Genomic DNA, 19,763 nt, shown 5'->3' with positions numbered 1-19,763 from the left:
GGCGTCCCGCGCAGTTCCCCGCGCCCCTTCTCAGGGGCGCGGGGAACCGCGCGACGGGGTCCGGGACGGAGCCCCGAGTCTGTGACGGGGGCCGAGGGGGCGCGCAGCCCCTGGGGATGGGACGGGTAGGGGCGGCGGGGGCGAGAAACCCGTGGGTCAGCCGACCGCCGACGCCAGCACCCCCACCCCCTCCCGTATCCGAACCGGAGACAGATGCGCGTACCCCAGAACCAGCCGCACCCCCTCGTCCGGCACCCGCCCGTACTGAGCCAGCCCCCGCACGGCGACCCCCGCAGTCGCCGCCCGCTGCAGGAACCGGTCGAGCGGCCCGTACCGATCGGGCAGCGAGACGATGACATGCAGCCCCGCCGCGATCCCGGACACCTCCGCCCCGGGAAAGTGCTCGGCGAGCGCGGACACCAGCGCGTCACGCCGCTCCCGATACGCCCGCTGACACCGGCGCAACTGCCGGTCGTAGTCGCCCCGCTCCACGAACCGGGCGAAGAGCGCCTGGTCGATGCCCTATGACCAGTACGTCAGGCGCTATGACCAGTACGTCAGGCACTTCATCCGCTAAGCCTGACGTACTGGTCATGCGGGGTTCCTTCCGTACCGGGACGGTCGCAGGCGACGGGATGCCCCAGATCCACGGTCCGTTTGCGCTCGACGGCCTCCTCCGCCAGAGACGCCGGTACGAGGAGCCAGCCGAGCCGCAACCCGGGTCGGAGTGGCCCTGGGGTCGGGGGCGTTGACCCGCCGCAGGTCAGCGGCTCCCGTCGAGGATGACGCGCGCGACGAGGGCGGGGTCGTCGTTCATGGGGCAGTGGCCGCAGCCGGGCAGCCGCACCAGGCGGGCGCCGGGGATGACCCGCTTGGCGCGGAGGCCCTGCCGGCGTACGAGCAGCCAGTCCCGTGTGCCCCAGGCCACGGTGATCGGAAGGCCGGGGATGTCGTCGGTGAACAGGACGCTGCCGCCCGCCCGGAGGGTCTCGTCGAACCCGGTGGCCCCTGCCAGTGCGAGCGTCTCGGCGACCACCGCCTCGGGTGAACGGCGGCTCGGACGGGCGTAGATGGTGCTCGTGAGGGCGGTGCGGCCGGCCGCCGAACGGGAAAGCCGCTCGACCAGCGGCAGCGGCATCCGCCGCGAGATGTGCCGCATGGTGAGCAGGATGCCGAACGCGTAGCGTCGCTCGGCCTCGTTCCAGAACCCGGCCGGGGACAGGGCCGTGACGGAGCGTACGAGCTTCTCGCGGCCCAGTTCCAGGGCGAGCAGGCCGCCGAGGGAGTTGCCCGCCACGTGCGGGCGGTCGAGTTCCAGGGCCTCGCAGAAGGCCCCGAAGACGGCGGTCGTCGTGGGCAGGTCGTAGCTGAGGCCGTCCGGCAGCGCGGGGGACTCGCCGAAGCCGGGGAGGTCCACGGTGATGACCTCGCGTTCGGCCGCCAGGATGTGCGTCACCGGGTCCCAGGCCTGACGGTGGTGGCCGATGCCGTGCAGCAGGAGCAGCGGCTCGCCGGTGCCCTCGCGCGTGTAGGAGACCGTCACGGGCCGCGGGCCGAGCGGGGAGGGGACCTGGAAGGAGACCGTGGCGGCGGACATGGTGCAGCTCCTCGTCTGGGAGGTGGGCGCGCCGAGGCACGACGTTCATAGACAGCTTGTCAGCAACTGCTACCGGCGGGTAGTCCCTGTGGGTAACAAGCCCGCGCGTGCCGGGAATCGCCTGGACAGGGTCGCGTCCCTCGGGGTGGGATGGAACGGTGACCACCGACATCGGGACCGACGTCTTCGAAGAGCACCGCCCCGTCCTCATGGGAGTCGCGTACCGCATGCTCGGCCGGGTCGCCGACGCGGAGGACGTGGTCCAGGAGGCCTGGCTGCGCTGGTCCGGCGCCGACCGGTCCGACGTGCGCGAACCTCGCGGCTACCTGGTCCGTGTCACCACCCGGCTCGCGATCGACCGGCTGCGCCAGGTGCAGTCGCGCAACGAGGCGTATCCCGGTCCGTGGCTGCCCGAGCCGTACGTCACCGACTACGGGGCCACCGTCCCGGACACCGCGGAGCGGGCCGTCCTCACCGACACCGTCTCGCTCGCCGTCCTCGTCGTCATGGAATCCCTCTCACCCCTGGAACGCGCGGTGTTCGTGCTCCGGGAGGCCTTCGGCTATCCGTACGCCGAGATCGCGTCCATGATCGACCGCGCCGAGCCCGCCGTCCGCCAGCTCGCCGGGCGCGCCCGCAGACATGTCGACGAGCGGCGCCCGCGCTACGAGGTCGACCCGGTTGAACGCCGTGAGCTGACCGAGCGGTTCCTCGTCGCCGCGGCAGGCGGTGACCTGGACGGCCTGATGTCGCTGCTGGCCCCCGACGTCCGTCTCGTGGGCGACGGCGGAGGCCTGGGCAAGGCCCCGGTGCGCGTCCTCGAAACCGCCGACAGGGTGGGACGGTTCCTGCACGGCGCGGCCGGCAAGGGCGTCCAGGACGTCTCGTTCCGCTTCATGGAGATCAACGGCGGCTTCGCGGCGGTCCTCCTGTCCGGCGGCAAGGTCGACAGCGTGTTCCAACTCGATGTCGCCGACGGGCGTATCCAGTGCGTCTACATCGTGCGCAACCCGGAGAAGCTGCTCGGTCTGACGGTGGACCAGTAGTCCGTTCGTGCCCGCTGCGGCCCCGTTCGTGTCCCGTTCCTGTCCCTGGTCACTTCACGGCCGTGAAGTGCTCGATGAACGCTGTCGGGCGTCCGGCTCGTCGGGCGCCCGAGCGTTCGATGATTGGTCTTGACCAAGGGTGGGGGCAGGCCTATGGTCGCAAGAAAGTGCAACAACCTTTAATAAACAAGGGCGCTAAAAACGTCGCCGGACCACCGGCGAAGCAGCGGAGGACAGGGTGGGGACCCAGCAGCTGGAATCGGTGCCGGAACCGAAGTACTGGCATCTGAAGACCGTGCTCAGTGAGGCATTGGACTCCGAGTTCTCGGTGGGAGAGATCCTGCCCAACGAACGTGATCTCGCGGCCCGCTTCGGCGTGGCCCGAGCGACCCTGCGCCAAGCGCTGGAGCAGCTCGAACTGGAGGGCCGGCTGCAGCGCCGTCGCGGCGTCGGCACCACCGTGGCGCCCCCGCGCGTGGGCGTCGCCGTCGGCACCGAACGACACGCGTGGCCGGGCACCGTCGGCGACACCTGGCAGGCCGTGGACTGCACGTCCTCGGCACCGCCCGCCGCGGTCGCCGACATCCTGGAGAGCGTCCACGGCGAGCAGGTGCACATCGTGCGCCGCTCCCGTGTGTCGCACGGTCAGCCCGTCGCCGCCGAGCTGCTCTACATCCCGGCGGACTCGGTGCCCGCCCTCTCCGCCATAGACACGCCCTCCGGTGCCGCACGCGCGCGTGCCGTGCTGCGTGAGCTGCAGCGCCTGGAGCTGGAGGGGCAGGACCGGTCGGTGGAGCTGGGCTCCGCCCGCGCCGACGACGCCAAGGAACTCGACCGGCTGCCCGGCGCGCCCGTCCTCGTCGTCACCACCCGCTTCTATGCCGAGGGGCGCACGGCGGCCGTCTCCATGGCCACCTACCGCGCCGACACCTGCCGTCTGACCTTCGGCGACTCGGGCGGCGTCGAGATCCACCACGGCCCGGAGCGCCGCGCGTCCTGACGACGCCGGCAGCCCCTGCGAGCCGCAGAACGCCGCGCCCCGGGCATCCGGGGCGCGGCGTTCTTGTCTCCGCAGGTCGGCTCGGCCCTCATGCCGGAGAACCGGCTCGGCGTCGCGCCGTCACCGTGCCCTCCACCGCGAACAGCTGTTCCTCGACATGGTCCAGGGCCAGCCGGAGCGCGCCCATGGCGACGGCCGCCTCGCCCAGCCGGGACAGGGCGACCCGGGGCGGGCGCAGGCAGTAGCGGGCCAGCTCGTGACGGAGGGGGTCGAGTACGTCGTCGATGCCGGTCGCCCAGCCACCGACGACGACGAGCTCGGGGTCGAGGGCGAGGACCAGCGCCGTCACGTCGTGGACGAGCCGTTGTATGAAGCGGTCGACGGCCTCACGGGCCCGCTCGTCGCCCTCGCGCGCGTGCTTGAAGACCTCGGCGACCGCCTGCTCGTCGAGCGGATGCAGGGGCTCGCCCGTGGTCGACAGCAGTGCCTCCGGGGTGGCCTCACGGCCCAGCAGGTGCAGCGCGCCGATCTCCCCGGCCGCGCCGCCGTACCCCCGGTGCAGCCGTCCGCCGATCAGCGAACCGGCGCCCGGGCTCAGCCCGGCCAGTACGAACACCACGTCGTCGGACTCGGCGGCGGCGCCCTTCCAGTGCTCGGCGACCGCGGCCGCGTTGGCGTCGTTCTCCACCAGGACGGAGCACTTGAAGGAGCGGCTCAGCCGCTCGCCCAGGTTCAGGCCCGTCCACTCCGGCAGGGCCGAGCACAGGCGTACGGTGCCGTCGGCCTCGATGATGCCCGGACTGCCCACGCCGACCGCGCGCAGCGAAGCGCGCGAGACACCGGACCTGCGGAGCAGCTCGGCGACGATCGAGCGCAGCCGCTCCAGCCGGTCGTCCGCCGACGCCGACTCGGAGACGTCCCTGGACAGCGAGCCCAGCACTCTCCCGTCGAGGTCCGCGAGCAGCGCGGTCACCTGGTGCGAACCCACGTCCAGACCCAGCAGATGGCCCGCCTCGGCCCGGAAGCGGTAGTGCCGTGCCGGGCGCCCCTGCCGCCGGGCGGCGCCCTCCTCGGCGGCCCGCTCGACCACCAGCCCGGCTTCGACCAGCCCTTCGACGACGCCCTCGACCGTGGGCCGCGACAGCCCGGTGACCGTGGTGATCTCGGTGAGCGTCGCGTGGTCCGTGGCCCGCAGCGCGTGCAGCACCACGGCCGAGTTGATTCTTCGGAGCAGAGAAGGATCTCCGCCGGTCAGTCGCCCCAACGCCCGTCCTCCCAGCTCGCGCCCGTGTTTGCCGGATCGTACTCGCCGGGATGGGCCCGGGCGAGTGCCTGCCGCGCCCGACCTGCCGACGGGGCGGCCCTGGCCCGCGTCCGGCCCCGGCTCAGCCGGGTGCCACGAACCCCGACTCGTACGCCGCGATCACCGCCTGCGTACGATCCCGCGCCCCGAGCTTCGCCAGTACGGCGCTGACGTGCGACTTCACCGTCTCGGTGCCGACGATCAGCCGGGCCGCGATCTCCGCGTTCGACAGGCCCCGGGCCATCAGCCGCAGCACCTCCGCCTCGCGCTCGGTCAGCGCGGCCCGCTCCATGGCTGCCCGCGCCGCCCGGTTGCCCACCCCGTCGCCGTACTCGGCGGCCAACTGCCGTACCGAGGCCGGGAACAGCAGTGACTCGCCCTCGGCGACCAGCCGTACCGCGTGCACGATCTCGGCCGGCCGGGCCCGCTTCAGCAGGAAGCCGTCCGCGCCCGCGCGCAGCGCCTCGTACACGTACTCGTCGTTCTCGAAGGTCGTCACCACGAGGATCTTCGGCGGCTCCGGCACGGTCCGCAGCACCGCCCGTGTGGCCTCGATGCCGTCCAGCAGCGGCATCCGCACATCCATGGCGACGACGCTCGGCCGCAGCTGCCGCACCAGCGGTATGACCGCGGCACCGTCCGCCGCCTCCCCGACGACCTCGATGTCCGGCTGCGCCTCCAGAACGGCCCGTAGACCGGCGCGTACGAGGGGTTCGTCGTCGACGAGCAGAACGGTGATCGGGGGCATCCCGCCAGCGTAGATCAGCTCCTTGAGGTCGAACGGTTGTTCAGCCAAGCGGCAGTTCGACGCGGACCCGCCAGTCACCCCGGTCGGGACCGGTCGACGCCCGGCCGCCGAGCAGCGCAGCCCGCTCGCGTATGCCACGCAGCCCGCTGCCCCGGCCGGGACCCGGTATCTGCGCCGTCAGCGGATTGCGGACCTCCAGGTCGAGGCCGCCGTCCGCGACCGCGATCCGCACCCGGACCGGGACGTCGCCCGCGTGCCGGAGCACATTGGTCAGCGACTCCTGGAGGATGCGGTAGCCCTCGCGGGAGACCGGGCCGGGTACCGTCTCCAGCGGTCCCGACAAGACGGCGTCCACCTTCGCGCCGGAGTCCCGCGCCGACTCCAGCAGCCGGTCGGCCTCGGTCAGCGTGGGCCTGCCCCGAACGGGCCGGTCGGCTTCCCGCAGCACTCCCAGCACCCGCTCCAGATCCTCCAGCGCGGCCCGGCCGGTGTCCTCGATGGCAGCCAGCGCACGGTCGGTGAACGCCGGATCCCCGGCTGCCCGCGCCGCGCCGGCCTGTACCACCGCCACGGTCAGAGCGTGCCCTATGGAGTCGTGCAACTCCCGGGCGATCCGGCTGCGTTCCAGCAGTTGCTCGGTCCGCTCCTCAAGGGCGGCCAGCCGCTCAGCCGCCGAAGGCCCCAGCAGGCGGCGGGCGACCACGGTGATCAGTTCTCCCAGACCTACCACGGCGGCGAACGCCACGACGAGGGTGACGGGTGCCAGGAAGGCGTACGCCCAGTGCGGCTGAAGACCGCGAAGCACCGGGTTGTCCTGCGCTTCGTGACCCGACGCGATGAGGACCAGGTCATGGGCGAGGATGGGCAGCCAGGCGGTGGCCGCCAGGGCCAGCGTCCCGAGGACCATCCGTACCTCCAGCCAGAGCACCGTGCGGAACCGGTCCCGCCAAGTGGCCGCCCGCCCCACAGAGATCCCCGATCCCTCCTCCTCACCCGGCGTCAACAGCAACCGCGCCTGCACCCCCTCGCCCAGCCGAACGGCGGGGACCAACCCGAGTGGGATCAGGAACAGCGCCGGCACCCACGGGCGCGTGGGCATGATGAACATCCACAGGCTGACGATCAGCATCGGCACCCACAGGTGCAGCAGGCGCGTGTACGTCGTCCCCTGGATCACCGAGCGCAGGAAGCGGGCCATTCGGTCATCGTGCCAGCCGCCACCGACAACGGGCCTCCCCCGGGCGGGGGAGAAGCTCTCCACCCACGGGGGAGGCCCGTCATCCCGCCGACGGTCAGGCTGGGCCCATGACCAGCATCGACGTGCAGGACCTCACCAAGGAGTACGGCACCGTCCGCGCGGTGGACCACCTCACCTTCCGTGTGGAGCCCGGCCGAGTCACCGGCTTCCTCGGCCCCAACGGCGCCGGGAAGTCCACCACCATGCGGCTCGTCCTCGGCATGGACCGGCCGACCTCCGGCACCGCCACCGTCGGCGGCCGTGCCTACGTCGGCCTCGACGAGCCCCTGCGCCATGTGGGCGCCCTGCTCGACGCGCAGGCCGCGCACGGATCACGCACCGCCCGCGATCATCTGCGCGGGCTCGCGGCGAGCAATCGCGTGGCCCCCGCCCGCGTGGACGAGGTACTGGAGGAGACGGGCCTGGCGAAGGTCGCGCGGCGCCGGGTGAAGACCTACTCCCTGGGTATGCGCCAGCGCCTCGGCATCGCGACGGCCCTGCTCGGCGATCCGCCCGTCGTCCTGCTCGACGAACCGTCCAACGGCCTCGATCCCGAAGGGATCATCTGGATCCGGGAGTTGCTGCGCCGCCTCGCCCGCGAAGGCCGGACCGTCCTGGTCTCCAGCCACCTCATGAACGAGACCGCTTCCTTCGCCGACCACCTGATCGTCCTCGGCCGCGGCCGCCTTCTCGCCGACACCCCTATGCGGGAGTTCATCCACGCGCGCGTGCAGCCCCGCGTACGGGTGCGCTCCACGGACATCGACGCCCTCACCGACCTCCTGGCACGGCACGGCTACCGGACGGCGGAGGGCGAGCAGGGAGGCCGGACCGTGTTCGACGCGCGCGTGGACGACATCGGCCGTATCGCCTCCGGCGTCGGCCTGCCGATCCTCGAACTCGCCGCCGAGGAGGGCACCTTGGAGCAGGCCTACCTCGATCTGACGGCCGCAGAGGCCGAGTTCACCGCCGCTTCCTCCGCGGCTGACACTCCCGCCCAGTCCCAGGAGGCCTGACCATGGCGTTCGCACCCGTCCTCCACTCCGAGTGGATCAAGATCCGTACCCTGCGGTCGATGCGGTGGGCCCTCCTCGCGGTCGTCCTCGCGACCGCCACCTTCTCCGCGCTCGCCGGACTCGACTCCGACAGCCCCGGCTTCGATCCGCTCTTCGCCGCGTTCTTCGGCGTCAACTTCGGTCAGGCCGCGGCCGTCGCCTTCGGTACGACGGCCGTCTCGTCCGAGTTCCAGGGCGGCGCCCTCAGACTCTCGCTGGCCGCCGTACCCCGCCGGGGCCGGTGGTTCACGGCCAAGGCGGTCGCGACAGGCGTACCGGCCCTGGCCGTCGGTCTGCTCTCCGGATGCGTGAGCCTCGCCGTCGGCAAGACCGTCCTCGGCGACAGGGCGAGTGGACTCTCGGCTGCCGAGGGCCTGCGCGGCGTCGTCGGCTGCGGCGTCTACCTCGCTCTGATGGCCCTCCTCGCGGCCGGCCTGACCGCCCTCCTGCGCAGCGGCGTGGCCACCCTGAGCATCCTCATCCCGTTCCTGCTCATCGTGTCCTTCGTCGTCGGGGGAGTCTCCGGCGGCATCGCGGACTTCCTGCCTGACAAGGCGGGCCAGGTGATCCTCCACGAGACGTCCGACGGCGCGCTCGGCCCTTGGAGCGGCCTGGCGGTGACGGCGCTGTGGTCGGCGACCGCGCTGGCGGCGGGTGCGTGGAGTGTGCGGCGGCGGGACGCCTGACGCCGCGCCACATTGTCAGTGGTGCGCGCTCTACTGGGTGCATGACCGTCGCGCGACATCTCGTCACGATCGACCGGCTGCGCTCCCAGGAGTTCCCCGCGGCGCACGGCCGGTCGGACACCGGCACGGCCGGCCGGTCCCGGCTACCACGTCGCCGAGTCAGGGACGAGCGGGGACTTCTGGGAGGCCGACGGCACGCGACGGGAGGAGCCCGAGGGTCAGTTCGAGGCGGACAGGGACGTGCTGTCGGAGCGCGGCTCGCGGAGCGCTGGGGACCGCCGGAGGTCTTCAGCCTGTGGAGCGTGTCCGGCCGTTGTGAGGAGGGCGAGGACCTACCCGAGGCACGGGGACCGCTCGGCTCGCATGTGGCCGATGTACACCTGTGGCAGGCGAACGGCCACGCCGCTGGGTGGCCCTCGGCATCTCCCAGTGGGACACGGAACTGCCGTTCCAACTTATCGCGCTGATCACGGAGATCGACCCACCGTGCCCGGCCTGCCCGCCGGGTCGAGCCCCGCCGGTCAGTTCTCCGCCGTCACCCGCAGCCGCCCGAACTCCTCCGCCATCGTCGCCGCCGTCCAGTGCGCGTTCAGCCCGCTGGGATTGGGCAGCACCCACACGCGCGAGACCCCGATCGTCCGCTCCTGCGGTCCGACGGCGGCCTTGCGGTCACCGAAGGCCGCCCGGTAGGCGGTCACGCCGACCACCGCGAGCCAGCGCGGCCGGAGCTCCTCCACCTTGGTGGTCAGCAGACGCCCGCCCTCGACGTACTCCTGCGCCGTCAGCTCGTCGGCCCGCGCGGTGGCCCGCGCGACGACGTTCGTGATGCCGAGCCCGTACGACGGCAGCTCGTCCTGCTCGGACGGCTTGAGGAGGCGGGGTGTGAAGCCGGCCAGGTGCAGGACGGGCCAGAAGCGGTTGCCGGGGCGGGCGAAGTGATGGCCGGAGGCGGCCGTCATCAGCCCCGGGTTAATGCCGCAGAAGAGGACCCGGAGGCCGTCCGCGGTGACGTCCGGCACCAGCCGGTCGCGGGCGGCCTCCAGTTCGGCCTGGGTCCAGCGCGTCAGAGGATCGCCCCCGGTGTGTAGCCGGCGGCCTCCGGGCGCTGCTTCGCGATCTCCTCGATACGGCCGACGACGACGGCGACCTGGTCGGCCGCCGCGCCCGTGAAGGAGAGCTTGTCGGCCATCAGCGCGTCCAGCTGGGCGCGGTCCAGCGGGATGCGGTCGTCGGCGGCGAGCTTGTCGAGGAGTTCGTTGCGCTCGGCACCCTGCTCGCGCATGGCGAGCGCGGAGGCGACGGCGTTCTCCTTGATGGCCTCGTGCGCGACCTCACGGCCCACGCCCGCGCGCACCGCGCCCATCAGTACCTTGGTCGTGGCGAGGAACGGCAGGTAGCGGTCCAGCTCACGGGCGACGACGGCAGGGAAGGCGCCGAACTCGTCGAGGACGGTCAGGAAGGTCTCCAGCAGGCCGTCCAGCGCGAAGAAGGCGTCCGGCAGCGCGACCCGGCGCACGACCGAGCAGGACACGTCGCCCTCGTTCCACTGGTCGCCGGCCAGCTCGCCGGTCATCGAGGCGTAGCCGCGCAGGATGACCATGAGGCCGTTGACGCGCTCGCAGGAGCGGGTGTTCATCTTGTGCGGCATGGCGGACGAACCGACCTGACCCGGCTTGAAGCCCTCGGTCACCAGCTCGTGCCCGGCCATCAGCCGGATCGTCTTCGCCAGCGAGGACGGCGCCGCCGCCAGCTGCACCAGGGCTGTCACCACGTCGTAGTCCAGCGAGCGCGGGTAGACCTGGCCGACCGAGGTGAACGCCTGCGCGAAGCCGAGGTGCCCGGCGATCCGGTCCTCCAGCTCCGCCAGCTTGGCGGCGTCCCCGCCCAGCAGGTCCAGCATGTCCTGAGCCGTGCCCACCGGGCCCTTGATACCGCGCAGCGGGTAGCGGCCGAGCAGCTCCTCGACCCGGCCGTACGCCACGAGCAGCTCGTCGGCGGCGGTCGCGAACCGCTTGCCGAGGGTGGTGGCCTGCGCGGCCACGTTGTGCGAGCGGCCGGCCATGACCAGCTCGCCGTACTCACCGGCCAGCCTGCCGAGGCGTGCCAGCACCGCCACCGTACGATCGCGGACCAGCTCCAGCGAGAGCCGGATCTGCAGCTGCTCGACGTTCTCGGTGAGGTCGCGGGACGTCATGCCCTTGTGCACGTGCTCGTGCCCGGCGAGGTCGTTGAACTCCTCGATCCGCGCCTTCACGTCGTGCCGCGTGACCTTCTCGCGCTCGGCGATGGAGGCCAGGTCAACGGTGTCGAGGACCCGCTCGTAGTCGGCGAGCGCCTCGTCCGGCACCTCGATGCCGAGGTCCTTCTGGGCCCGCAGCACGGCCAGCCAGAGCTGCCGCTCGAGCCTCACCTTCTGCTCGGGCGACCAGAGCGTGGCGAGCTCGGTGGAGGCGTAGCGTCCGGCGAGGACGTTCGGGATGCGGGGCTTGGCTGGCGCGGAAGTCACGTGTACGGATTCTACTGGCGATTCGTGCAGGCGAGCGCCGAGGGTCCCTTCGGAGGAACCTACGAAGGGACCGTCGAAGGACGTGCGAACGCCTGCGACGACCTGCGAGAGAGCTACGAAGAGGAGCCCGACGCGTCGGCGATCTCCGCCAGGATGTCCCCGTGGCAGGGCTCCGGCGCGCACCAGCAGGCCAGGGTCTTCCCGCGCAGCTCCGGCACCAGGGCCAGCAGCTCGGGGTCGGCCATCAGATACTCCCGGTACTTCGCCATGATCTCGGCCCGCGTCCCGTCGCGTTTCTTCTTCTCGGTGTCGTACTGGAACGGGTTGAACAGCGGATGCTGCGGCAGGTCCCAGTGGCCCATGGTCCAGCGGCGGCCGATGTACACCAGGTCGCCGGGGGCGAACTCCAGCCGGGGGCCGAAGTCGCGGATGCGGCCCTTGAGGTTGATCACGGTCGTGGTCACACGTGCCTCCCGGTTCGGCGGCTCCCTACGCTAGTGGGCCTTCGTACGGCAGCAACTCGGGTCTCTTCGCGGACATGCCGTACCCGGACTGGTGGTCAACCAGTCCGGAGCGCGGGGGCGACAGCGAGAAGCACCGCTCGTGCGGCCTCCGAACAGGCATGTTGCCCGGAATGCGGGGCCGGCTCAGCTCGGATGCCTGACCGGTACCGGCGGCGGATCGCCGATCTGGCCGTCGGCGGTTCGGGAGTGGCAGAACAGGAGCTGCTTCGGCGAGGTGCTCGTGAACAGGGATTGGTCGTAGTCCCCGTAGCGCTGCGCGACGTCGAGACCGGCCAGCCGGCAGAGCGCCAGGAGTTCCTCGGGAAAGAAGCAGCGCATGCTGACTTTCTTGGTGCGTACGCACACGCCGTCGCGTAGGTAGTCCAACGTGAAGCGCAGCACCTGGGCGGCGGCGTCGTAGCCGGTCGTCGCTCGCACGTCGAGCCTGGCCCCGTCCCGGTCCGCGACCGACTTGTGGTGGTAGGGCGACTCGGGGAGCCGGCACAGCTTGGCCATGTCGGGGTTGAACACGTCCAGGATCAGGGTCCCGCCCGGTCGCAGTACGTTTCGCGCCGAGGCGAGGAAGGCGACCACGGAATCCAGGTCGTGCAGGTGCTGCATCGCGTTGGTCGCCGAGAACACCAGGGCGAAGCGCCTGTCGGAGCGGATGTCTCGGCAGTCCTGTTCCAGCCACTCCACTGCCAGTCGCTCGTCCTCGGCCCGCTGACGGGCACGCGCGAGCATCGAGGGCATGATGTCGAGCCCGGTGATCTCGACACCCGCCCGCGCGATCGGCAGGGTGATGCGCCCGGTTCCGCAGGCCACCTCCAGGACCGGACCGCCCGCCCGGACCGCTTGGCCGAGGAAGAACGGGATGTCGTGGGTGCGCGCGGCGAACTCCTGATCGTAGAAGTCCGCATCGTCGTATACGGCCAGGTCCTCCAGGGGCTTCATCGCGCCGCCGTCGGCGGCGGGCCGAAAGCGTCGGCAAGGCTGGTCAGGATGGAGCCGGACCAACTGCTCTCCCCGAACACGCTGACCGGCACGGCGAGCACGCCGCACTCACGCCGGAGCGTCTCCGCGGGGATTTCAACCGGGAAGAAGTAGTTGCCGGGACACGTCCGGCTCGCCGTGGGAATCGCCCCGAGCACCTCGTCCGGCAACCGTTCGAACAGCCGCTCAGCCCGTGCGGCCAGTTCGTCGACGACCTGCCGGGGTACGTCGCTGTGCTCGGTCAGCAGACGGTCGGCGAGCCTCAGCTGTGCCGGCGTCGGCGGATCAGCCCGGAACGCTTCGGCCAATTCGGCGTGCGCCGGACCCAGCAGGACCACGCCGAATGTGCGGGGCCACAGCCATCCCTTGGTGACCGAATGCAGTAGGACCGCACGACCGGTGTCCAGCAGTACCCGTGTGCCTGCAGCGAACGGGGCTCCCAGGTCGTAGACGCTGTCGATCAGCAGGCGACGGCGGGGTGATTCCCGCAACCACGAGATCACCGTGGCGCACTCGGCATCGGACAGGTATCGGCCGAGCGGCTTGCTGGGGTTGGCGAGCAGCAGGTATTCGGGCCGGTCGTCCGCCGGCGACCTCGGCAGAGCAGGCGCCGGCAGTGTCGGGTAGGACGCGGGCGCCAGGCCCGCAGCGCGGGCCAGCTCGAAGTAGACCGGGTACACGTCACTGGGCAGCCACAACCGCGCCTGCACGGCGCGCAGCCAGTGGAACACCACACCGAGCCCGTGCCGGACCCCGCGACAGACCATGGCGTGGCCGGACCACTCTTCCGGCAGCTCGAAGCGCCCCAGCCAGGCACGGGCGAGATCGCACCGGTGCACCGTACTCATGTCGGCCGGCGGTGCCGGTCGCATCGGAGCGAGCGCCCGGTACACGTTGGTCTCGGCGGAGTCCAGAAGCGACGAGGAAGCACTGAGCCGGCGCTGCCGGAATTCCTGGAACTCCTCGAACCTCACGCCGCCGCGCCTTCCGGCACGATCTCGCTGGCCCGGTCTTCCAGGGAGGCGTAGCAGCGTCCGTCGGCCATGACGTTCCAGCTGCGGGCGATCCCGCTGGTGCGTTCCCAGAGCAGGCTGGGCTCGGTGTAAGCGGCGATCCGTATCGGCCGCCCGTCCCAACTGCCGTGGTAGACCGGTGCCCCCCAGGGCAGGCGGCTCGCCAGTTCGAAGCCGTGCTGCTCGGCGAACCGGGTGACGACGGACAGCGACACCTGGTGCTCTCGGCTCCACACGTTGGCGGCGCGGTCGAAGTAGAGCGACTCGGTGCTGGTGGATACGTAGAGCTCCTTGAAGCAGACTTCCTCGACACCGAGAGCCGCGGCCCACGAAAGGTAGTCGGCGACCCCGGCCGCGTCGGCGACGCCGCCGTGCTGGAGCACGCAGATCAGCCTCGTCCGCAGCCCCGGCCAGCGGTCACGTTCCACGCGCCAGGTGTCGATCACGGATCTCACCGGTGTGCGCAGCATCATCAGCCGCTCGCTGACGGCGTCGTCGTGATGGTGCCGGGAGACCGCCAGCACGCTCAGGCCCGCGGCGCTCAGGGCTGCGAGGCGGTCGGCCCGGTCAGCGTGCAGGCCTTTCGCCAGGGTGTGCGCGTTGGTGATCAGGACGACCTTCGGGAAGGCCGCCGAGCAGGCGGACACCAGTCGCAGCTGCTGTTCGAACGGTATGAGCGTGGGCTCCCCGCCGCCGGTGATCACCGCACGCTCGGCGCCCGCCGCACGGGCGAGCTCCAGCCACTGGGCGACCGCGTCCCACGGGACCCGGGCCGGCGCCTGGTCGCTGGAGATCGAAGCCGAGGAGAAGCAGAACGAACACCGGGCCTGGCAGGCGGAGGCGACCGGCAGAAGCGACACCGAGCGCGGTCGCGTGTCGGCATAGCGACGCTGTGCCGATCCGTGCAGGTGCAGGGAGGCCGCCATCGCATCCTCGACGGTCGTCGGGCGCACAGTGAACTCGTCGCCTGCCTGGTCGAGCTCGTGGACCGCTGACAACCGGATGCGAGCCTCGTGCAGTTCCATACCGAGACCGGTCGACAGGTTGGGCACCAACTTGTCGGGGTCCACCGTGGTTTCCAGCACCAGCAGCCGGTCGCCGGGAATGGCCAGGCGGTCCAGCAGGCCCCGCGCCTTGGCGATGCCGATTCCCAACTCCGCGCGGGTCAGCAGGTGGAACCGGTCGGGATAGGTACTCTCCGGAATCCCGGCCTTACCGTAAGCGAACGCGTACTTGTCGAAGCCCTTCGCGAAGTTCGACAGCACGATGACGTGGAAGCGCTGGTCGCCATGGTTCATGTCGTCATCATGCAGGAACGGGACCCGGACGACACGGGCCGAACTGCAGGCGGAACGCGGTGTCCTGATCCGATCCGTCGTCAACGTACGCCCCGCCCTGTCGCTGACTTTCAGGAGTGCGGTGCTGGGTTGTCAGGCGACGGACAGCCCGTGCCACCAGTGATTGCAGCCGCCGGAACAGAAACGCTCGCGGCGCCGCGCGTCGGCAATCGTGAGCACGGCGATCAGCAGCCTGAACGCCTTGCGGCGTTCGTCGAGAGGCGTGAGACCGGCGATCTTTCCCAGTTGCTCGTCCATCCGGCCTCGTGAGATCAGCACTGCGGGCGTATGCGTCGGGCGCAGCTCGGCACGGCGGATGCTCTCCGGTGCATCCTCTGTGACGGCGCGCGCCTGGACGCAGTGACGGCGCAGGAACAACAGCACCTCGGACTGCTCTTCGTGGCCGAGGCTGTCGAACCATTCGATGCCCTCTGGCATCGGGCGCAGCCCCTGCACGAGCTCGTTGAGCAGGACGTCGCGTTCGTTCATGACTGCTTCCCGTGGGACGGCCGCCGCTCCGTCGCGGTGATCAGGATGCGAGCAGCACTGCCGGAGAGGCCGCGCCTTCGGCATCGTCGGCCCAGCGGGTGGTCCGAAGCGGGTGCACCTGGTCGAGGAGGATGCCCTCGTGTGCCAGGTCGAAGCCAACGCCCCGCGTTCAAGTCGGCGCATGGCAGCCGGGCGGGGCTCCGGGTCAGGGCTCCACCCGTCGCCAGCCCGTCACAGGGCCGGGATCTGTGGGGTCGACAGGGGTGATCCAGAAGGCTTTGCCCAGCTCAGCGCTGAACTGGGCGCCTGTCCGGCCGTCCCCCGAGGAGCGGCCCGTGAGGCGACGGACGATCCACGGCAGCAGGAACTGTCGGGCGAACCGCGCGTGGGCCACCTGCCGGGCGGTCCACCCGGGCGGCGACGTCACGGGCATCGGCGTCCGCCACTCCGCGTCCTCCACGTCGTAGCCGAGGCTCTGCCAGACCGCTTCGGCGACCCGGCGGTGCCCGTCGGGTGTCAGGTGCAGCCGGTCCACGTCCCACGTACGGGGATCGGCCAGCGAGGGAACGCCGTACAGGTCGACGACGAGGGCGCCGTGCCGGGCGGCCAGCTCGTCGATGCAGTGGAACAGTTCCTCCATGCGTGGCCGGAACCGCTCCAGAACGGGCCCCTGACGACCGGGGCTGCGCATCAGGACGAGCTGTTTGCAGGAGGGGGCGAGGCGCTCCACGGCCTCTTCCAGGAGAGCGCGCACCCTGCCCATGTCGCACTTGGGCCGGAGGGTGTCGTTCAGGCCGCCGACCAGCGTGATCACGTCCGCCTCCATCGCGGCCGCGGCCTCCACCTGCTCGGCGACGATCTGTCCGATCAGCTTTCCGCGCACCGCGAGGTTGGCGTACCGGAAGCCGGGCGTCCGCGCGGCCATGCGGCCCGCGAGGAGATCCGCCCAGCCCCGGTACGAACCGTCGGGGAGGAGGTCGGACATGCCCTCGGTGAAGGAGTCGCCGAGGGTGACAAGGCTGGAGTATGTGGGATTCGTCTGCATGGCGGAACGATGCTAACGCGTTCACATACCTGGTGGTCGGTCGGCCTCCCCGGTCCGTCACCCCGGCCCCCTCGCCTGGCCCGCTCCACCTCGGGCGGGGCCCCGGAAGGTCACACGGTCGGCTGTCCGAACAGCTCCCGCAGCACGTCCTCCATGGTCACGATGCCCGCGAGCCGCCCGTCCTCGCCCAGTACGGCCGCCAGGTGCGTCCGGCTGCGCCGCATCGCGGAGAGCACGTCGTCCAGCGGTGTGGTCTCCCTGACCCGGGCGATGGACCGCATGTCCCGGACGGAGAACGGCACGTCGCGCGGCGTCGCGTCGAGCGCGTCCTTCACATGGAGGTAGCCCACGATCCGGCGCCCCTCGTCGACCACGGGGAAGCGGGAGAACCCGGACTCGGCCGACAGCCTCTCCAGCTCCTCCGGGGTGACACCCATGCCCGCGTAGACGACCCGCTCCAGCGGGAGCACGACGTCGCGCACGGGCCGGCGGCCCAGCTCCAGCGCGTCGCGCAGCCGTTCCTGCGCGCGGTCGTCGATGAGTCCGGCCTTGCTGGAGTCCCGGACCAGACGGGCGAGTTCGGTGTCCGAGAAGGCCGCCGTGACCTCGTCCTTCGTCTCGATCCGCATCAGCTTCAGCAGGGCGTTGGCGAAGGCGTTGATCGTGAAGATCACCGGGCGCAGCGCGCGCGACAGCGTCACCAGCGGCGGGCCGAGCAGCAGGGCGCTGCGCACCGGCTCCGCGAGGGCGATGTTCTTCGGCACCATCTCGCCGAGCAGCATGTGGAGGTAGGTGGCGAGTGCCAGGGCGATCACGAAGGACACCACGTGGCCCGCGCCCTCCGGCACGCCCATCGCGTGGAACAGCGGTTCCAGCAGGTGTTCGATCGCGGGCTCCGCGACCACACCGAGAACCAGGGTGCACAGGGTGATGCCGAGCTGCGCGGCCGCCATCAGCGCGGACACGTGCTGCAGACCCCACAGCACGCTGCGCGCCCGCCGGTCGCCCTGCTCGGCGTACGGTTCGATCTGGCTGCGGCGTACGGAGATCAAGGCGAACTCGGCGCCCACGAAGAAGGCGTTGACGACCAGCGTCGCGAAACCGATCAGCAGCTGGACGGCGGTCATCGCGTCTCCTCCTCGTGCTTCTCGTGCCTCTCGCGCTTCACGCGTTTCTCGTACTCCTCGTGCCCCTCGTCGGAGGCGACCGGCGCGTGCAGCAGCACGCGTGCGGCCCGGCGCCCGGCGGCGTCCACCACGTCGAGCCGCCAGCCGACGACCTCGACGGTGTCCCCGACGGCCGGAATACGGCCCAGCTCGGTGGCGACCAGGCCCGCCAGCGTCTCGTACGGTCCGTCCGGCGCGCGCAGGCCCACCCGGGCCAGCTGGTCGGTGCGGGCCGAGCCGTCGGCCGAGTAGAGCTCGCGGCCGTGCTCGTCGGTGCCGACGGGGGCCAGGTCGGGCGTCTCGTGCGGGTCGTGCTCGTCCCGCACCTCGCCGACGACCTCCTCGACGATGTCCTCCAGGGTGACCACACCGGCGGTTCCGCCGTACTCGTCGATGACGACGGCCATCGTGCGCTTGCCCGAGAGCCGGTCCAGCACCCGGTCCACGGTCAGCGACTCGGGGACGAGCAGCGGCTCGCGCAGCAGCTCCGCGACGGAGGTGCGCAGCCGACGCTCGGCGGGCACGGCGAGGACGTCCTTGATGTGCACGGTGCCGACGACCGAGTCGAGGCCGCCGCGGTAGACGGGGAAGCGGGACAGGCCCGTGGCCCGGGTCGCGTTCGCCACGTCCTCGCAGGTCGCCTGCGCGTCGAGGGCGATGACCTGGACGCGCGGGGTCATCACGTTCTCCGCGGTCAGATCGGCGAGGTTCAGCGTCCGCACGAACAGCTCGGCGGTGTCCGCCTCCAGGGCGCCCTCCTTGGCCGAGTGCCGGGCGAGGGCCGCCAGCTCCTGGGGGCCGCGCGCGGAGGCCAGTTCCTCGGCGGGCTCGATACCGAAGAGGCGTACGAGACGGTTGGCGGTGTTGTTGAGGTGGGTGATGAAGGGCCGGAACGCGGCGCTGAACCAGCGCTGCGGGTTCGCCACCTTCTTCGCCACCGGCAGTGGCGCGGAGATCGCCCAGTTCTTGGGCACCAGCTCGCCGACGACCATCAGAACGACGGTCGACAGGGCCGTACCGATCACCAGCGCCACCGAACTCGACGCGGAACCCGGTACGCCGACCGCCTCCAGCGGGCCCGCGATCAGCTTGGCGATGGACGGCTCGGCGAGCATGCCGACCACCAGGTTGGTGACGGTGATGCCGAGCTGGGCACCGGAGAGCTGGAACGTCAGATTCCGTACGGCCTTGAGGGCGCCGGCGGCACCCCGCTCGCCGCGCTCCACGGCCCGCTCCAGCCGGCCGCGGTCGACCGTGGTCAGCGAGAACTCGGCGGCGACGAAGGCACCACAGATCAGCGAGAGCAGCACCGCCACCAGAAGGAGGAGCACTTCGGTCATCGGGTCACCTCCGTCCCATGATCGGGCAGGGGCGGGAGGATCGCGCGATGTCGTGCACCGGCTCGGCCACGTGGTGCACCGGGGCGGGTACTGGGAGGCTCGCCCATGGGCGGACGCTCACAACCTTTCCGTAGAGGTTGACTGGTCCACCCATGGTAAAGGACCGGCAAAGTGCCTCCTCGCCGCCTCGGTGCTCTCCCGGCCTCAGCCCCCGAGCGGCTTCACCCAGCGCCGCCACTTCTCCTCGGGCGCGTACCCGGCCGCACGCCAGGCATGCTGGGCCGTCTCGTTGCGTACGAGCACCATCGCGTCGCCGCGCCGCCCGCCGAGCCGGACGAACCGCTCCTCGGCTGCGGTGAGCAGCGCCGAGCCGATGCCCTTCCGCCGCCGCTCGGGGTGCACCGCGAGCCGGTACAGATGGCACCGCCAGCCGTCGAAGCCGGCGATGACCGTGCCCACCAGGTCGCCGTCCAGCTCGGCGAGGATCAGCGTCTCGGGGTCACGGGCCACCAGCCGTTCGACGCCCTCGCGGTCGTCGCTGATGCTGGTGCCCTCGGCGGCCACCTTCCAGAAGGCGAGGACGGCGTCGAGATCGTCGGGCGTCGCGGCCCGTATGCGCAGGTCGGTCATGGCGCGATCCCATCACGGGGGCCGGACGGCGACCTGGAATTCCAGGATCCGGACAGTGACCGCGCGATG

19 protein-coding genes and 2 pseudogenes are annotated in these 19,763 nt (G+C 71.3%); 5 read left to right on the top strand and 16 right to left on the bottom strand.

Annotated features, from left to right (window positions below):
• Positions 1-156: 156 nt before the first annotated feature.
• Both OG858_RS06950 and OG858_RS06945 read right to left on the bottom strand, forming a co-directional pair.
• Positions 157-519: pseudogene (locus OG858_RS06950) on the bottom strand (PLP-dependent aminotransferase family protein); the annotation flags it as partial.
• A 244-nt stretch (positions 520-763) separates the two neighbouring features.
• Entirely contained in the window at positions 764-1,597 is an 834-nt protein-coding gene (locus OG858_RS06945) for an alpha/beta fold hydrolase (protein ID WP_086746960.1), read from the bottom strand.
• Between the two features lie 158 nt (positions 1,598-1,755).
• Between OG858_RS06945 and OG858_RS06940 the strand changes: the two genes are divergently transcribed.
• Together OG858_RS06940 and OG858_RS06935 are read left to right on the top strand one after the other, a co-directional pair.
• Entirely contained in the window at positions 1,756-2,643 is an 888-nt protein-coding gene (locus OG858_RS06940) for an RNA polymerase sigma-70 factor (RefSeq protein ID WP_319261698.1), read from the top strand.
• A gap of 238 nt (positions 2,644-2,881) precedes the next feature.
• Positions 2,882-3,643, top strand: coding sequence for a GntR family transcriptional regulator (locus OG858_RS06935; RefSeq protein WP_086746958.1), 762 nt, complete (start codon positions 2,882-2,884; stop codon positions 3,641-3,643).
• An 88-nt stretch (positions 3,644-3,731) separates the two neighbouring features.
• Here OG858_RS06935 and OG858_RS06930 read toward each other — a convergent pair whose 3' ends face one another.
• The 3 genes from OG858_RS06930 to OG858_RS06920 form a co-directional block, all read right to left on the bottom strand.
• Positions 3,732-4,907 carry an ROK family transcriptional regulator gene (locus OG858_RS06930; RefSeq protein WP_319067468.1) on the bottom strand — a complete coding sequence of 392 codons (1,176 nt, stop codon included), beginning with the start codon at positions 4,905-4,907 and terminating at the stop codon, positions 3,732-3,734.
• A gap of 121 nt (positions 4,908-5,028) precedes the next feature.
• Positions 5,029-5,694: a response regulator transcription factor gene (locus OG858_RS06925; protein WP_086748333.1), complete on the bottom strand. Its 666-nt coding sequence runs from the start codon at positions 5,692-5,694 to the stop codon at positions 5,029-5,031.
• A 40-nt stretch (positions 5,695-5,734) separates the two neighbouring features.
• Positions 5,735-6,892, bottom strand: a complete 1,158-nt coding sequence (locus tag OG858_RS06920; protein ID WP_086748327.1) for a sensor histidine kinase — start codon at positions 6,890-6,892, stop codon at positions 5,735-5,737.
• 107 nt (positions 6,893-6,999) lie between these two features.
• Between OG858_RS06920 and OG858_RS06915 the strand changes: the two genes are divergently transcribed.
• The 3 genes and pseudogenes from OG858_RS06915 to OG858_RS06905 form a co-directional block, all read left to right on the top strand.
• Positions 7,000-7,947 carry an ABC transporter ATP-binding protein gene (locus OG858_RS06915; protein ID WP_086748328.1) on the top strand — a complete coding sequence of 316 codons (948 nt, stop codon included), beginning with the start codon at positions 7,000-7,002 and terminating at the stop codon, positions 7,945-7,947.
• 2 nt (positions 7,948-7,949) lie between these two features.
• Complete coding sequence (locus OG858_RS06910; protein ID WP_319067469.1) at positions 7,950-8,672, top strand: ABC transporter permease; 723 nt, start codon at positions 7,950-7,952, stop codon at positions 8,670-8,672.
• A gap of 41 nt (positions 8,673-8,713) precedes the next feature.
• A pseudogene (locus tag OG858_RS06905) lies at positions 8,714-9,159 on the top strand (hypothetical protein); the annotation flags it as partial.
• Between the two features lie 34 nt (positions 9,160-9,193).
• Here OG858_RS06905 and mug read toward each other — a convergent pair.
• The 11 genes from mug to OG858_RS06850 all read right to left on the bottom strand — a co-directional run bounded on the left by mug (position 9,194) and on the right by OG858_RS06850 (position 19,694).
• Positions 9,194-9,691: a G/U mismatch-specific DNA glycosylase gene (gene mug / locus OG858_RS06900; RefSeq protein ID WP_328545039.1), complete on the bottom strand. Its 498-nt coding sequence runs from the start codon at positions 9,689-9,691 to the stop codon at positions 9,194-9,196.
• A 44-nt stretch (positions 9,692-9,735) separates the two neighbouring features.
• Positions 9,736-11,178 carry an adenylosuccinate lyase gene (gene purB / locus OG858_RS06895; protein WP_037704896.1) on the bottom strand — a complete coding sequence of 481 codons (1,443 nt, stop codon included), beginning with the start codon at positions 11,176-11,178 and terminating at the stop codon, positions 9,736-9,738.
• A 113-nt stretch (positions 11,179-11,291) separates the two neighbouring features.
• Entirely contained in the window at positions 11,292-11,642 is a 351-nt protein-coding gene (locus OG858_RS06890; RefSeq protein WP_086748331.1) for a DUF4326 domain-containing protein, read from the bottom strand.
• 183 nt (positions 11,643-11,825) lie between these two features.
• Positions 11,826-12,635: a class I SAM-dependent methyltransferase gene (locus OG858_RS06885; protein ID WP_086748332.1), complete on the bottom strand. Its 810-nt coding sequence runs from the start codon at positions 12,633-12,635 to the stop codon at positions 11,826-11,828.
• Positions 12,632-13,648: an aminotransferase class I/II-fold pyridoxal phosphate-dependent enzyme gene (locus OG858_RS06880; RefSeq protein ID WP_328545040.1), complete on the bottom strand. Its 1,017-nt coding sequence runs from the start codon at positions 13,646-13,648 to the stop codon at positions 12,632-12,634. The genes OG858_RS06885 and OG858_RS06880 overlap by 4 nt, the downstream gene beginning before the upstream one ends.
• Positions 13,645-14,985 carry a radical SAM protein gene (locus OG858_RS06875; RefSeq protein ID WP_328545041.1) on the bottom strand — a complete coding sequence of 447 codons (1,341 nt, stop codon included), beginning with the start codon at positions 14,983-14,985 and terminating at the stop codon, positions 13,645-13,647. Before OG858_RS06875 ends, OG858_RS06880 begins: the two co-directional genes overlap by 4 nt.
• A gap of 132 nt (positions 14,986-15,117) precedes the next feature.
• Positions 15,118-15,513, bottom strand: a complete 396-nt coding sequence (locus OG858_RS06870; RefSeq protein WP_319261621.1) for a DUF5958 family protein — start codon at positions 15,511-15,513, stop codon at positions 15,118-15,120.
• A gap of 205 nt (positions 15,514-15,718) precedes the next feature.
• Positions 15,719-16,558 carry an SGNH/GDSL hydrolase family protein gene (locus OG858_RS06865; RefSeq protein ID WP_086750580.1) on the bottom strand — a complete coding sequence of 280 codons (840 nt, stop codon included), beginning with the start codon at positions 16,556-16,558 and terminating at the stop codon, positions 15,719-15,721.
• 110 nt (positions 16,559-16,668) lie between these two features.
• Positions 16,669-17,685 (bottom strand): hemolysin family protein, encoded by a 1,017-nt coding sequence (locus OG858_RS06860; protein ID WP_046707588.1) that lies wholly within the window; start codon positions 17,683-17,685, stop codon positions 16,669-16,671.
• Complete coding sequence (locus OG858_RS06855; protein WP_086750582.1) at positions 17,682-19,064, bottom strand: hemolysin family protein; 1,383 nt, start codon at positions 19,062-19,064, stop codon at positions 17,682-17,684. The genes OG858_RS06860 and OG858_RS06855 overlap by 4 nt, the downstream gene beginning before the upstream one ends.
• Positions 19,065-19,268: 204 nt before the next feature.
• Entirely contained in the window at positions 19,269-19,694 is a 426-nt protein-coding gene (locus OG858_RS06850) for a GNAT family N-acetyltransferase (protein ID WP_086750583.1), read from the bottom strand.
• Between the last annotated feature and the right edge of the window lie 69 nt (positions 19,695-19,763).

This window comes from Streptomyces europaeiscabiei, assembly GCF_036346855.1.
Taxonomy (GTDB): Bacteria; Actinomycetota; Actinomycetes; order Streptomycetales; family Streptomycetaceae; genus Streptomyces; species Streptomyces europaeiscabiei.
The sequence above is the reverse complement of the archived record's forward strand: the minus strand, read 5'-3'. Positions and strand labels throughout refer to the sequence as shown.

Bases quoted from the DNA above. Each gene is read 5' to 3' on its own strand.
- OG858_RS06865 (WP_086750580.1), bottom strand. From the start codon at position 16,558: ATGCAGACGAATCCCACATACTCCAGCCTTGTCACCCTCGGCGACTCC.
- OG858_RS06870 (WP_319261621.1), bottom strand. From the start codon at position 15,513: ATGAACGAACGCGACGTCCTGCTCAACGAGCTCGTGCAGGGGCTGCGC.
- OG858_RS06875 (WP_328545041.1), bottom strand. From the start codon at position 14,985: ATGAACCATGGCGACCAGCGCTTCCACGTCATCGTGCTGTCGAACTTC.
- OG858_RS06920 (WP_086748327.1), bottom strand. From the start codon at position 6,892: ATGGCCCGCTTCCTGCGCTCGGTGATCCAGGGGACGACGTACACGCGC.
- OG858_RS06925 (WP_086748333.1), bottom strand. From the start codon at position 5,694: ATGCCCCCGATCACCGTTCTGCTCGTCGACGACGAACCCCTCGTACGC.
- OG858_RS06885 (WP_086748332.1), bottom strand. From the start codon at position 12,635: ATGAAGCCCCTGGAGGACCTGGCCGTATACGACGATGCGGACTTCTAC.
- OG858_RS06915 (WP_086748328.1), top strand. From the start codon at position 7,000: ATGACCAGCATCGACGTGCAGGACCTCACCAAGGAGTACGGCACCGTC.
- OG858_RS06860 (WP_046707588.1), bottom strand. From the start codon at position 17,685: ATGACCGCCGTCCAGCTGCTGATCGGTTTCGCGACGCTGGTCGTCAAC.
- OG858_RS06945 (WP_086746960.1), bottom strand. From the start codon at position 1,597: ATGTCCGCCGCCACGGTCTCCTTCCAGGTCCCCTCCCCGCTCGGCCCG.
- OG858_RS06850 (WP_086750583.1), bottom strand. From the start codon at position 19,694: ATGACCGACCTGCGCATACGGGCCGCGACGCCCGACGATCTCGACGCC.
- OG858_RS06855 (WP_086750582.1), bottom strand. From the start codon at position 19,064: ATGACCGAAGTGCTCCTCCTTCTGGTGGCGGTGCTGCTCTCGCTGATC.
- OG858_RS06910 (WP_319067469.1), top strand. From the start codon at position 7,950: ATGGCGTTCGCACCCGTCCTCCACTCCGAGTGGATCAAGATCCGTACC.